Below are 11,856 nucleotides of genomic sequence, written 5' to 3'. Positions count from 1 at the left end.
GGGGGTGAGCAGCTGGGCGAGTTCGGCGGCGTCCATCCTCCGATCCTCCCAGGTGCAGCACCGGGTCCACCGCGCTGGCACTCGGATTGACCGAGTGCCAGCGGACCCCCTAGAGTTGGCGTTGGCACTCTCCTGTGCGTAGTGCCAACCCGGTTCCCATCTGTACCGAGTCAGTACCGAGAAAGAAGAGGTCACCGTGGCCGTCAGCATCAAGCCGCTCGAGGATCGCATCGTCATCCGCCAGGTCGAGGCGGAGCAGACCACCGCTTCCGGTCTGGTCATCCCGGACACCGCCAAGGAGAAGCCCCAGGAGGGCGAGGTCGTGGCAGTGGGCCCGGGCCGCGTCGACGACAACGGCAACCGCATCCCGCTGGACATCGCCGTCGGCGACAAGGTCATCTACTCCAAGTACGGCGGCACCGAGGTCAAGTACTCGGGCGAGGACCTGCTGGTCCTCTCGGCCCGCGACGTCCTCGCGGTCGTCGTGCGCTGAGTCCAGCCACACTGCGAACGCCCCGTCGGCCACCAGGCCGGCGGGGCGTTCGTGCGTCCGCTGCGCTTCCGGCCCGGGCCCACGTCGCCGGTTCCGACGCGACGCGCCAGCGACGCGGCGGCCGTGCCGATGGGCGGAGGCACAGTGCCGGGCCTCAGCGTCGGCGCGGCTTCCTAGGATGGTTCCGTGGCCGAACCGACGCCCGCCCAGTCCGCCCGCAGCGAGGCATCCGTCGGTGTCGTGCAGGCGATCGTCGCGTACGGGCTGTGGGGACTCATGCCGCTGCTCTTCGCAGCGATGTCCCCGGCCGGCGCGGTCGAGATCGTCGCGTGGCGGATCGTCTTCGGGCTGGTGTTCTGCGCGGTCGCGATCGTCGTCACGCGGTCGTGGCTCCGGACCCGCTCCCTGGTCGCCCAGCGCCGTGTGATGCTCGTGATGGGGCTCGCCGCGGTGCTCATCCTCGTGAACTGGACCGTGTACGTCGCCGCGACGACGACCGGCCACACGGTCGAGGCCGCCCTCGGCTACTTCATCAACCCGCTCGTCACGATCGCGCTCGGCGTCGTCGTGCTGCGGGAGCGCCTGCGTCCGGCGCAGTGGGCCGCGGTCGGGATCAGCGTCGTCGCGGTCGTGGTCATCGCGGTCGGGTACGGGCAGATGCCGTGGATCTCACTGGCGCTCGCGTTCTCGTTCGGGCTCTACGGACTCGTGAAGAAGCGGGTCGGGGGCACGGTGGACGCGCTGAGCGGGCTGACGATCGAGACGGTGTGGCTGCTGCCGCTCGCGGTGGCGGCGCTGCTGGTGATGGGTGTGACGGGCCTCGGTGGCGGGGTGACGTTCACGAGCGAGGGCTGGGGGCACGTCGTCGTGACGGTGCTGACCGGCCCGGCGACCGCGGTGCCGCTGCTGCTCTTCGCCTCGTCGGCCCGGCGGGTCAGCCTGTCGACCCTGGGGTTGACGCAGTACCTCGCACCGGTGATGCAGCTCCTCGTCGGGGTGGTCGTGCAGCACGAGCCGATGCCGCCCGAGCGGTGGGCGGGCTTCGCGATCGTGTGGCTGGCGCTCGTCGTGCTCACGGTGGACAGCTTCGCCGCCGCACGGTCCTCGCGCCGGCGTGCCCAGGCCGCCCCGCTGGCGGACCCGGCCTGACCCGACGGGGGCGGGTCGTGCCTCCCGGCCGTGTCCGCGGAGGCGAGTCTCGCGCCCGGCGACAGATCTCGCGCCATCCGCCACGAGACACGACGCTGGCCCCGAGTCTCGGCTGCGTACAGCCGAGACTCGGGGCCAGTCGTGCTGGTCGGACCTACTTCACCGAGCCCTGGATGGCGCTCTGGTAGACCGGCTTGTTGTCCTTGTCGAACTTGTAGATGCCGATGTAGGCGCTCGACGGGTCGTTGTTCTCGTCGAACGGACCGATGCCGGACGGACCCGTGTAGTGGATGTCCTTCCCGTCACCGAGGAGCGACGAGCACTCCTTGAAGGTCGAGCACTCGGTGCCGCCGTCGGCGCCGGACACCGCGGCCATGTTGGCCTGGATGGTGCCCGAGTCGGTGCCCTTGCCCTTCACGGCAGCGAGGGCCGCGAGCACGGTGGCGTCGTAGGACTCGGCCGCGTACGAGTAGTCGGCGAGCGTCTTGCCCGAGGACGTCTTGTAGAACTCGGCGAAGCGCTTCTTCAGGTCGTCCTTCGGCGAGGCGCCGGGGATGGTGCCCTGGGCGCCGGTGAGGGTGCCGGCGTCGAAGTCCTTCGAGTAGTCCGCCGTGTTGCCGTCGGACATGTAGATCTTCGACATGTCGGCGTTCTGCGCCTTGAGCTCCGGGATGATCGACTTCGTCTCGTCGAAGGCGAGCACGACGATCGCGTCCGGCTTCGAGTCGAGCGCCGCCGTCACCTCGGACGAGAACGTCGTCTGTCCGGGCGGGAACTCCTGGCCCTTGCCCTTGCCGCCGTAGACGACCTGGCCACCAGAGGCCTCCACCGCGGCCTGGACCGAGTTGCGCAGGCCCGTGCCGTAGGTGTCGTTGAAGACGAGGAACGCGACCTTGGCGTTGCCGTCACCGGTGACCAGCTGGCCGAGCGCCGAGCCCTGCACCGAGTCCGGCGGAGCGGTCCGGAAGTAGTACGAAGAGTAGCCCGAGAGGTCGGTCGCGGTGTTCGCGGGGGAGATCTCCACGATGCAGTTGCTCGTGAGCTGGTCGATCACGTTGAGGGTGACGGACGAGGACTCCGCGCCGATCGCGACCGGCACCTTCGCGTTCACGAGCTTCGTGGCTGCGGCGCTCGACACGGTCATGTCGTTGCTGTCACCCGAGTCGGTGGCGGGGCTGATCGAGACGTCCTTGCCCAGCACGCCCCCGGCGGCGTTGATGTCCTCGACCGCGAGGCCGACGCCGGACTCGGCGGGCGGGTTGAGGTACGCCAGCGAGCCGGTGAGCGGCAGGATCGTGCCGATCTTCAGCGCATCGGTGCTGGGGTTGTCCGGAGCCTTGCAGCTCGCGGCCGGGTCCTTCTTCGCGCCGCCGGAGGCGGACTCCGAAGGGGCGCTGCCGCCCGAGGTGGTGGAACACGCGGCGAGCAGGAGCGCTGCAACTCCCGCCACTGCCAGTGCCGAGGTGGCACGGGTGGTTCTGATCATCCGTGGAGCCCTTTCTCTGCGCGGGGGGCCGGACCGCATCGGGTCGAGCGCGGTGTCCTCCGCGTGGGATGTCGAGAAAGCTAGAGCGGATACGTTTCGCCCGTGTGACGATCATCCACCCCTGGATGTTTCGTTACAGAGCCGTGATGAATCTGAGCAGGCGCACAACTGATCGGCTCCGGACGCGCGAACGCCCCGCTCCTCGACGAGGAACGGGGCGTTCGGCGCTGGTTGCGTCAGCGGCTGTAGTTCGGCGCCTCGACGACCATCTGCACGTCATGCGGGTGCGACTCCTTCAGCCCGGCCGGGGTGATCCGGACGAACTTGCCGCGGGCCTTGAGTTCCGGGATCGTCCGGCCGCCGACGTAGAACATCGACTGCCGGAGCCCGCCGACGAGCTGGTAGACGGCGTTCGCCACGGAGCCGCGGTAGGGCACCTGGCCCTCGATGCCCTCGGGGATGAGCTTGTCGTCCGAGGGGACGTCGGCCTGGAAGTAGCGGTCCTTCGAGTACGAGGTCTTCTTGCCGCGGGTCTGCAGTGCGCCGAGGGAGCCCATCCCGCGGTACGCCTTGAACTGCTTGCCGTTGACGAAGACGAGGTCGCCGGGGGACTCGTCGGTGCCCGCGAGGAGCGAGCCGAGCATGACCGTGTCGGCACCCGCGACGAGGGCCTTCGCGATGTCGCCCGAGTACTGCAGGCCGCCGTCGGCGATGACCGGGACACCGGCTTCGCGGGCGGCGAGCGATGCCTCGTACACGGCGGTGACCTGGGGCACGCCGACACCGGCGACGACCCGCGTGGTGCAGATCGAGCCCGGGCCCACGCCGACCTTGACGGCGTCGACACCCGCGTCGATGAGCGCCTGCGCGCCGGAACGGGTCGCCACGTTGCCGCCGATCACGTCCACACCGGCGAACGCCGGGTCGGCCTTGATGCGGCGCACCATGTCGAGCACGCCTTCGCTCTCGCCGTTGGCGGTGTCGACGACGAGGACGTCCACGCCCGCCTCGAGCAGGGCGGTCGCGCGCTGCCAGGCGTCGCCGAAGAAGCCGATGGCCGCGCCCACGCGCAGCCGTCCCGCGTCGTCCTTCGTGGCGTCCGGGTACTTCTCGCTCTTGTCGAAGTCCTTGACCGTGATGAGGCCCTTGAGCCGGCCGGACTCGTCGACGAGGGGGAGCTTCTCGATCTTGTGCTCGGCGAAGATCGCGACGGCGTCGTCGGGGTCGATGCCGACCGGGGCCGTGATGAGCGGCGCCTTCGTCATGACGTCGCGCACGAGCGTGGTCTGGTGCTCGAAGGGCGCCACGAAGCGCATGTCGCGGTTCGTGATGATGCCCACGAGCTTGCCGTCGCCCTCGACCACCGGCAGGCCGGAGACGCGGAACTGCCCGCAGATCGCGTCGACCTCGGCCACGGTGGCGTCCGGGGTGGTGGTCACCGGGTTGGTGATCATGCCCGACTCGGACCGCTTGACCTTGTCGACCGCCGCGGCCTGGTCGGCGATGGACATGTTGCGGTGCAGGATGCCGATGCCGCCCTGGCGCGCCATCGCGATCGCCATGCGGGCCTCGGTGACGGTGTCCATCGCCGCGGAGAGCAGCGGGACGTGCACCTGGATGCGCTTGGTGAGCCGGGACGTCGTGGACGCCTCGCTCGGGATGACGTCGGTGTGTCCGGGCAGGAGCATGACGTCGTCGTACGTGAGTCCGATGAATCCGAACGGATCCGGCTGGTCCATGAGTCCCCTTCGTGGGCGGGGTGCCGTGCGGGCGGCACCTGAAGTGGTCGAGACACCGGGAACGCAGCAACGGGTTCCGGATGAGCAATGGTAACGCGCGGGGGTGCACGCGCATTCCGGACCAGGAGTGGCTCCCGTTCCTGAGCAGCATCACGGTTACGGCACGATTTCTCCAGGGAACGTGGTGGAAACACGGGGGACACAAAAACTCCCTAGGGTCCTCGACATCCGAACGAGAGGCTCATCCGTGGGTTCCATCACTCCGCCGGGGCCGGCACTGCTGCGCCGGTTCCGCCGAGGGGCACCAGGCCGCAGCCGCCTGCTCCTCGCCGCAGTACTCTTCCTCGCCTTCCTCGCCACCTTCGCGATCGACTGGGCAGTGTCGCCCGCGGCGCAGGCGGCGACGAGCAGCCCGTCCGCCAGTGCGTCGAGCCCGACCGGGCCGTGCACGGTCAGCACCACGAACGGCTGCATCCGCGGCACGATCCTCGACGCCGAGCGGAAGCCCGCCGTCGGGGTCGACGTCGACGTCACGGGTGCGGGCGGTTTCGACCAGACCGCGACGACCGACGACTCCGGTCGCTGGTCGGTCTCGGTCACGACGGCCGGGCAGTACACCGTGAGCGTCGACCAGGACACGCTGCCGAAGGGGCAGTACCTGACGAACGCGGCCGACGCCGACCGGAAGGTCTCCGCGACGTTGAACGCCAACGTCGGTCAGATCTTCCAGCTCTCGGACCAGCAGGGCGCCACCACGCAGGCGGACACGAGCAGCTTCAGCTTCGCCCGCGCCTGGCAGCAGTTCGCCTCGGGGATCCGACTCGGGCTCCTCATCGCGCTGGCGTCGATCGGCCTGTCGCTGATCTACGGCACCACGGGGCTCTCGAGCTTCTCGCACGGTGAGCAGGTGACCCTCGGCGGTCTCCTCGCCTACGTCTTCGCGAACCAGCTCGGGTGGAACATCTGGGTGACGGGCATCGTCGTCACGCTGTTGTGCGCCGCCACGGGCTACCTGCAGGACGCGGCGATCTGGCGGCCGCTCCGCCGGAAGCGCATCAGCCTCACGCAGCTCATGATCGTCACGATCGGCCTCTCGATCGCCGCGCAGTACGCCTTCCAGTACTTCTTCGGCGCCGCCACGGTCCGCATCCAGAAGGGCAACCCGGAGACGCTGTCCTTCGCGGGCATCACGCTGACCGTGCAGTCCTACGTCGCGATGGCGATCGCCCTCGTCGTGCTCGTCGCCACGGGGCTCTTCCTCGCGAAGACCCGCTTCGGCCGGGCCACCCGCGCGGTCTCGGACAACCCGGCGCTCGCCGCGGCGTCCGGCATCGACGTGGACCGGGTGATCCGGTTCGTGTGGACGCTCGCCGCCGGCCTCGCCGGCCTGTCCGGCGTCATGCTCGGCCTCGTGCTCAACGGCGTCAACTGGCAGACCGGCCTCCAGCTGCTCCTGCTCATGTTCGCGTCGGTGACCCTCGGTGGTCTCGGCACCGCGTACGGGGCACTCGCGGGCTCGATGATCATCGGCATCGTCGTGGAGCTCACGAACCTCGTGCTGCCGGGCGACTTCAAGTACGCCACGGCCCTCGTGATCCTCATCCTCATCCTGCTGTTCCGGCCGCAGGGCATCTTCGGTCGCGCCGAGCGGATCGGCTAAGGAGCGTCGCCATGGACTACTTCCTCTCCCTGCTCTCCGCGTTGTCGCAGGAAGCACTCGCCCCGACCACGGCAGCGTTCGCGCTCGCCGCGATCGGCCTCAACGTGCACTTCGGTCTCACCGGCCTCGTCAACATGGGCCAGGCGGCGTTCCTGCTGCTCGGCGCGTACGGCTTCGCGATCTCGATCACGAACGGGCTGCCGTTCGTGGTCGCCGTGCTCGTCGCCCTCGCCATCGCCATTGTGTTCGCGATCATCCTCGGCATCCCCACGCTGCGGCTCCGCGGCGACTACCTGGCGATCGTCACGATCTCCGGCGCGGAGATCATCCGCATGGTCGGACGTTCGAGCCTGCTCACCGACACGACCGGCGGCTCGAACGGCATCGCCGGTTCGACCTACCGTGACCCGTTCAACGCCATCAGCCCGCTGCCGGACGGCACCACGACGATCCTGTGGTTCACGTACTCGAACAACGGCGTCAACGGCTGGTGGATCCGGCTCGCGGCGTGGGGGCTCGTCGCCCTGTTCACGCTCGTGCTCTTCCTGCTCATGCGGAGCCCGTGGGGCCGTGTCGTCAAGGCGATCCGCGAGGACGAGGACGCCGTGCGTTCCCTCGGCAAGAACGTCTACTCGTACAAGATGCAGGCGCTCGTCTTCGGTGGCGCACTCGGTGCCCTGGCCGGCGTGGTCTACGTCCTGCCGAGTTCCGTGCAGCCGGACGCCATGGGCCGCTCGATGACGTTCTTCATCTGGACGGCACTCATCCTCGGAGGCGCTGCGACGGTGTTCGGCCCGGTGCTCGGCGCGGTGCTGTTCTTCGTCGTCCGGCTCTTCATCCGCACGGTGGCGGGTGACTTCATCCCCGACTCGATCATGAACCAGCAGCAGGCGGAGCAGTTCTCCTACGTGCTCGTCGGCGTCGCGCTCATGCTCCTCATCGTGTTCCGCCCACAGGGACTCCTCGGCAACAAGAAGGAGCTGACGTTCAGTGTCTGAGACCTACGCGCACCCGAAGGACGACGCCATCCTCACGGTGGACACCGTCACGCGGCGCTTCGGCGGCATGACCGCGGTCGACGTCGACCACCTCGAGGTCCAGCGCGGCTCGATCACCGCGCTGATCGGCCCGAACGGCGCCGGCAAGACCACCTTCTTCAACCTGCTCACGGGGTTCGACAAGCCGAGCCCCGGTGCCACGACCCGGTTCAACGGGGACACGCTGCAGAAGACGAGCGCGACGCACATCGCGAACAAGGGCATGGTCCGCACGTTCCAGCTCACCAAGGCGCTGTCCCGGCTCACGGTGATGCAGAACATGCTGCTCGGCGCCCGCGACCAGCCGGGGGAGAACTTCTTCGTCGGTCTGGTCCCGGCGCTCTGGCGGAAGCGCGAGCGCGAGATCACCGCGAAGGCGGAGGAGCTGCTCGCCCGCTTCAAGCTCCTCGAGAAGCAGGACGACTACGCCGGCTCGCTCTCGGGCGGGCAACGCAAGCTCCTCGAGATGGCCCGGGCGCTCATGTCCGACCCGACGATGATCATGCTCGACGAGCCGATGGCCGGCGTGAACCCGGCGCTGACCCAGTCGCTGCTCGGGCACATCCAGTCCCTCCGCGACGACGGCATGACGGTCCTCTTCGTCGAGCACGACATGCACATGGTCCGGCACATCTCGGACTGGGTGGTCGTGATGGCCGAGGGCAAGGTCGTGGCCGAGGGCCCGGCGGACACCGTGATGGACGACCAGGCCGTCATCGACGCGTACCTCGGCGCCCACCACGACACCGACCTCGGTGACGACTCGCTCCTGACCGAGGAGACCTACGAGGAGCTCGCCGAAGAGGTCGAGCAGGAAGACGAACAGCGCGAGGAAGACGAGCAGGAGGCGACCCGATGACCGACGCGAGCGAGCCCACGAACGCGAGCAGCGCCTCCAGTCCGGCGACCGACGCGACGGGCGCGACGGGCGCGACGTCCGCGACCGCGACGATCGACCGCGGCGAGCCGGTCCTCAGCGCCAAGAACCTCGTCGCCGGGTACCTGCCCGGGGTGAACATCCTCAACGGCTGTGACCTCGACTGCTACCCGGGCGAGCTCATCGGCATCATCGGCCCGAACGGCGCGGGGAAGTCGACGCTCCTCAAGGCCCTGTTCGGCCTGGTCTCCATCCGCGAGGGTGCGGTGACCCTGCAGGGCGAGGACATCACGAACCTCAAGGCGAACAAGCTCGTGCAGGCCGGGGTGGGGTTCGTCCCGCAGACGAACAACGTCTTCCCCTCCCTGTCCATCGAGGAGAACCTCCAGATGGGGCTGTACCTCCGGCCCCGGAAGTTCGCCGAGCGGCTCGAGGTCATCTACGACCTCTTCCCGGTGCTCGCGCAGCGACGCAACCAGCGGGCCGGCTCGCTCTCCGGCGGCGAGCGGCAGTCGGTCGCGATGGCCCGTGCGCTGATGATGGACCCGAAGGTGCTGCTGCTCGACGAGCCGAGCGCCGGCCTGTCGCCGGTGCGCCAGGACGAGACCTTCATCCGGACGCGCCGGATCAACAAGGCCGGTGTGTCGATCATCATGGTCGAGCAGAACGCGCGACGCTGTCTGCAGATCTGCGATCGTGGGTACGTGCTCGACCAGGGGAGGAACGCGTACTCGGGCACCGGGCGTGAGCTCGCCGACGACCCGGAGGTCATCGAGCTGTACCTGGGGACGCTCGCCAAGGACGTCGACTCGGCGCGCTAGCGCTGGTCGACCGCGGGTCCCGCTGTGGGGGTGGGATCCGCTCCGGGTGGGGCCGTGCGTGGACGCTCCGCGCCGCACGGCCCCATTCCCTCGCCCCGTTCCCCGGCCTGGAGGCGCGGGTCGTCCCCGCCGTTCGGCTACCGTTGCCGGGGTGCGGACCCCCGGACCCCTCGTGCTCGACGCCGCCGTGTGGCTGCTCTTCGTCGTGCTCTTCGTGGGGGCCGCGCTGCTCGTGAAGGCGGCCGCCGTGCTGCTCGTCGTCCTGGTCGTGCTCGTCGTGCTCCTCGGCCTCACGCTGCGGATCCTGAGGAAGCGTCGTCCTCGAGGCTGAGCGTGCTTCATCCTCCAGGGGGACGGTGCTCAGCCTCGGCCCCGATCCGCGCGGGATGCGGTGACGCCACGCTGAGGGCGTGACCACGCTCATCAACGACCCGCGCGTCGGCGCGGTGCCCGTGCCGCCGACGTCTGCGGTCGGGCCGCTCCGCACCGTGCACCCCGCCGCGATCGCCGCGAACGTCCGCCGGGTCACCGTCCGAGGACACGACCTGATCGCCGTCGTGAAGGCCGACGGCTACGGGCACGGCGCGGCCACGGTGGCGACGACCGCGCTCGCCGCGGGGGCTACCGCGCTCGGCACGGCCACACTGCCCGAGGCGCTCGCCCTCCGCGCCGCGGGCATCGACGCCCGCGTGCTCTGCTGGCTGCACCTCCCCGGCGCCGACTTCACGACCGCCGCCCGCGAGCGGGTCGAGGTCGCGGTCGGTGACCGGGCCACCCTCGTCGCCGTCGCCGAGGCCGGACGCCGCTCGGGGACCGCCGTGGTCGTGCACCTGCACGTCGACACCGGCATGGCGCGCGAGGGCGCCGAACCCCACCGCTGGCAGGCGCTCCTCGACGCCGCCGGCGCTGCCGAACGCGCCGGGTACGTCGTCGTCCGCGCGGTGATGGGCCACGTGCCGAACGCCGACCGCGCCTCGGCCTCGCGCGCCGCCACCCTGCTGCGGCTCGCCGGGCTCGCGGCCGACCTGACCCTCGGGCACCCGGTCGAGCTGCACCTCGGCGGGACGCCGGCCGCGTTCGCCGGGGCCGACCTCACCGGCATCGCCGTCCGCGTCGGCGCCGCCCTCGTCGGCATCGGCCCCGGGCACGCCGGACTCGTCGCCGCGATGACGGTCACCGCTCCGGTCGTCGCGGTGCGGTCCGTCCGTGCGGGCACCCCGGTCGGCTACGACGGCACGTGGACCGCGCCGCGGGACGCCGTGCTCGCCGTGCTGCCGGTCGGCTACGCGGACGGGGTGCCGCGGGCCGCCTCCGGGTCGGCGCAGGTGCGGCTCCGAGGCCACCTCGTCCCCGTGGTCGGGCGGATCAACATGGACCAGGTCGTGCTCGACGTGACCGGGGTGCCCGGACCCGAGGTCGTGCGCGGCGAGGTCGTGACGCTCCTCGGGGCACCCGGCCCGACCGCCGCCGACTGGGCGACCTGGGCCGACACGAACGCCCACGAGATCATCACCGGACTCGGCGGCCGCATCGAGCGAGCCGTCGACACCACCACCAGCAGGAGCAGCGCATGAGCACCACCGCACCCGTCCGCGTCGTCGTCATCGGCGGCGGCGCCAACAGCGAGCACGAGGTCGGCCTCGCGAGCGCCGCCTCGGTCGCGGCCGCCCTCGACCCGACGCGGTACGAGGTCGCGCGTCTGACGATCGAACGCGACGGCGGGTGGCGATCGGCCGACCTGCCGTGCTCCTTCCCCGAGGCCGCGGCGGTGCTCGCCGCCGCTGACGTGGTGTTCCCCGCGGTGCACGGTCCCGGCGGTGAGGACGGCTCGCTCGCCGCACTCGCCGCGCTCGCCGGGGTGCCCGTCGTCGGTTCCCCGGTCTGTGCCGGGGCGCTCGCCATGGACAAGTGGGCGACGAAGCTCGTCGCCCAGGCGTCGGGGGTCGCCGTCGCCCCGAGCACCCTGCTCACCCGGGCCGAGGCGCGCACGGTCGACTCCGCCGCGCTCGCGGTGACCGTCGGTCCGATGCCCTGGATCGTCAAGCCGGTGGCCGGCGGTTCGAGCTACGGGGTGAGCCGGGTCGACGCTCCCGGGCAGCTGGACGCAGCACTCGCCGAGGCGTTCGCGCACGACGACCGCGTGCTCGTCGAGCGTCTCGTGACCGGACGCGAGGTCGACGTCGCCGTGCTCGAACGGGTCACCGGCGAACTCGTCGTGGGCCCGCCGCTCGAGGTCCTCAACGACGCCGCCGGGTTCTTCGACGCCGACACGAAGTACGACGGCAGCGCGCGGTTCGTGCTGCCGGCCCCGCTCGTGCCCGCGGTCGCGGAGCGCATCGACACCGTGGCCCGCACCCTGTTCGCACGCCTCGGGTGCGCCGGCCTCGCCCGCGTCGACTGCTTCGTCACGCCGGAGGGCGAGGTCGTCCTCAACGAGGTGAACACGATGCCCGGACTCACCGCGCAGTCGCAGCTGCCGAAGATGTTCGCGGCGGTCGGCATCGACTACCCCGAGCTACTGTCCGGACTCGTCGAGACCGCCCGGCGACCGTCCACCCGGTCGGGGACCCGTGTGGGGGCCGCCCGCTAGGCTG

Annotated in this window: 11 protein-coding genes; 9 read left to right on the top strand and 2 right to left on the bottom strand. The window is 70.5% G+C overall.

Annotation, left to right across the window (positions count from 1 at the left end; genetic code table 11):
* Window positions 1-196: 196 nt before the first annotated feature.
* Together groES and rarD are read left to right on the top strand one after the other, a co-directional pair.
* Complete coding sequence (gene groES, locus IEY20_RS10045; protein WP_022904625.1) at window positions 197-493, top strand: co-chaperone GroES; 297 nt, start codon at window positions 197-199, stop codon at window positions 491-493.
* Window positions 494-679: 186 nt separating this feature from the next.
* Window positions 680-1,642, top strand: coding sequence for an EamA family transporter RarD (rarD, locus tag IEY20_RS10040; protein ID WP_175328260.1), 963 nt, complete (start codon window positions 680-682; stop codon window positions 1,640-1,642).
* A gap of 154 nt (window positions 1,643-1,796) precedes the next feature.
* On the opposite strand, the gene IEY20_RS10035 is transcribed toward rarD, so the two are convergent.
* Both IEY20_RS10035 and guaB read right to left on the bottom strand, forming a co-directional pair.
* Window positions 1,797-3,128 (bottom strand): ABC transporter substrate-binding protein, encoded by a 1,332-nt coding sequence (locus IEY20_RS10035; RefSeq protein WP_031274017.1) that lies wholly within the window; start codon window positions 3,126-3,128, stop codon window positions 1,797-1,799.
* 236 nt (window positions 3,129-3,364) lie between these two features.
* Window positions 3,365-4,867 (bottom strand): IMP dehydrogenase, encoded by a 1,503-nt coding sequence (guaB, locus tag IEY20_RS10030; RefSeq protein ID WP_022904622.1) that lies wholly within the window; start codon window positions 4,865-4,867, stop codon window positions 3,365-3,367.
* A gap of 256 nt (window positions 4,868-5,123) precedes the next feature.
* Between guaB and IEY20_RS10025 the strand changes: the two genes are divergently transcribed.
* The 7 genes from IEY20_RS10025 to IEY20_RS09995 all read left to right on the top strand — a co-directional run bounded on the left by IEY20_RS10025 (window position 5,124) and on the right by IEY20_RS09995 (window position 11,852).
* Window positions 5,124-6,527 (top strand): branched-chain amino acid ABC transporter permease, encoded by a 1,404-nt coding sequence (locus IEY20_RS10025; RefSeq protein ID WP_444542370.1) that lies wholly within the window; start codon window positions 5,124-5,126, stop codon window positions 6,525-6,527.
* Between the two features lie 11 nt (window positions 6,528-6,538).
* Window positions 6,539-7,525, top strand: a complete 987-nt coding sequence (locus IEY20_RS10020) for a branched-chain amino acid ABC transporter permease (protein ID WP_175328259.1) — start codon at window positions 6,539-6,541, stop codon at window positions 7,523-7,525.
* Window positions 7,518-8,423: an ABC transporter ATP-binding protein gene (locus IEY20_RS10015; protein ID WP_022904619.1), complete on the top strand. Its 906-nt coding sequence runs from the start codon at window positions 7,518-7,520 to the stop codon at window positions 8,421-8,423. The genes IEY20_RS10020 and IEY20_RS10015 overlap by 8 nt, the downstream gene beginning before the upstream one ends.
* The gene (locus IEY20_RS10010) at window positions 8,420-9,262 is read left to right on the top strand and encodes an ABC transporter ATP-binding protein (RefSeq protein WP_229727978.1); all 843 of its coding nucleotides are present in this window, start codon (window positions 8,420-8,422) and stop codon (window positions 9,260-9,262) included. The genes IEY20_RS10015 and IEY20_RS10010 overlap by 4 nt, the downstream gene beginning before the upstream one ends.
* A 151-nt stretch (window positions 9,263-9,413) precedes the next feature.
* Window positions 9,414-9,593 (top strand): hypothetical protein, encoded by a 180-nt coding sequence (locus IEY20_RS10005; protein ID WP_175328258.1) that lies wholly within the window; start codon window positions 9,414-9,416, stop codon window positions 9,591-9,593.
* A gap of 79 nt (window positions 9,594-9,672) precedes the next feature.
* Window positions 9,673-10,836, top strand: a complete 1,164-nt coding sequence (alr, locus tag IEY20_RS10000; protein ID WP_229727977.1) for an alanine racemase — start codon at window positions 9,673-9,675, stop codon at window positions 10,834-10,836.
* Window positions 10,833-11,852, top strand: a complete 1,020-nt coding sequence (locus IEY20_RS09995) for a D-alanine--D-alanine ligase (RefSeq protein ID WP_175328257.1) — start codon at window positions 10,833-10,835, stop codon at window positions 11,850-11,852. The genes alr and IEY20_RS09995 overlap by 4 nt, the downstream gene beginning before the upstream one ends.
* The last annotated feature ends 4 nt before the right edge of the window (window positions 11,853-11,856 follow it).

This window comes from Curtobacterium luteum, from assembly GCF_014646995.1.
Taxonomy (GTDB): domain Bacteria; phylum Actinomycetota; class Actinomycetes; order Actinomycetales; family Microbacteriaceae; genus Curtobacterium; species Curtobacterium luteum.
The sequence above is the reverse complement of the archived record's forward strand: the minus strand, read 5'-3'. Positions and strand labels throughout refer to the sequence as shown.

Coding starts and splice junctions, on each gene's coding strand:
- IEY20_RS10035 (WP_031274017.1), bottom strand. CDS start 3,128: ATGATCAGAACCACCCGTGCCACCTCGGCACTGGCAGTGGCGGGAGTT.
- guaB (WP_022904622.1), bottom strand. CDS start 4,867: ATGGACCAGCCGGATCCGTTCGGATTCATCGGACTCACGTACGACGAC.
- IEY20_RS10020 (WP_175328259.1), top strand. CDS start 6,539: ATGGACTACTTCCTCTCCCTGCTCTCCGCGTTGTCGCAGGAAGCACTC.
- IEY20_RS10010 (WP_229727978.1), top strand. CDS start 8,420: ATGACCGACGCGAGCGAGCCCACGAACGCGAGCAGCGCCTCCAGTCCG.
- IEY20_RS09995 (WP_175328257.1), top strand. CDS start 10,833: ATGAGCACCACCGCACCCGTCCGCGTCGTCGTCATCGGCGGCGGCGCC.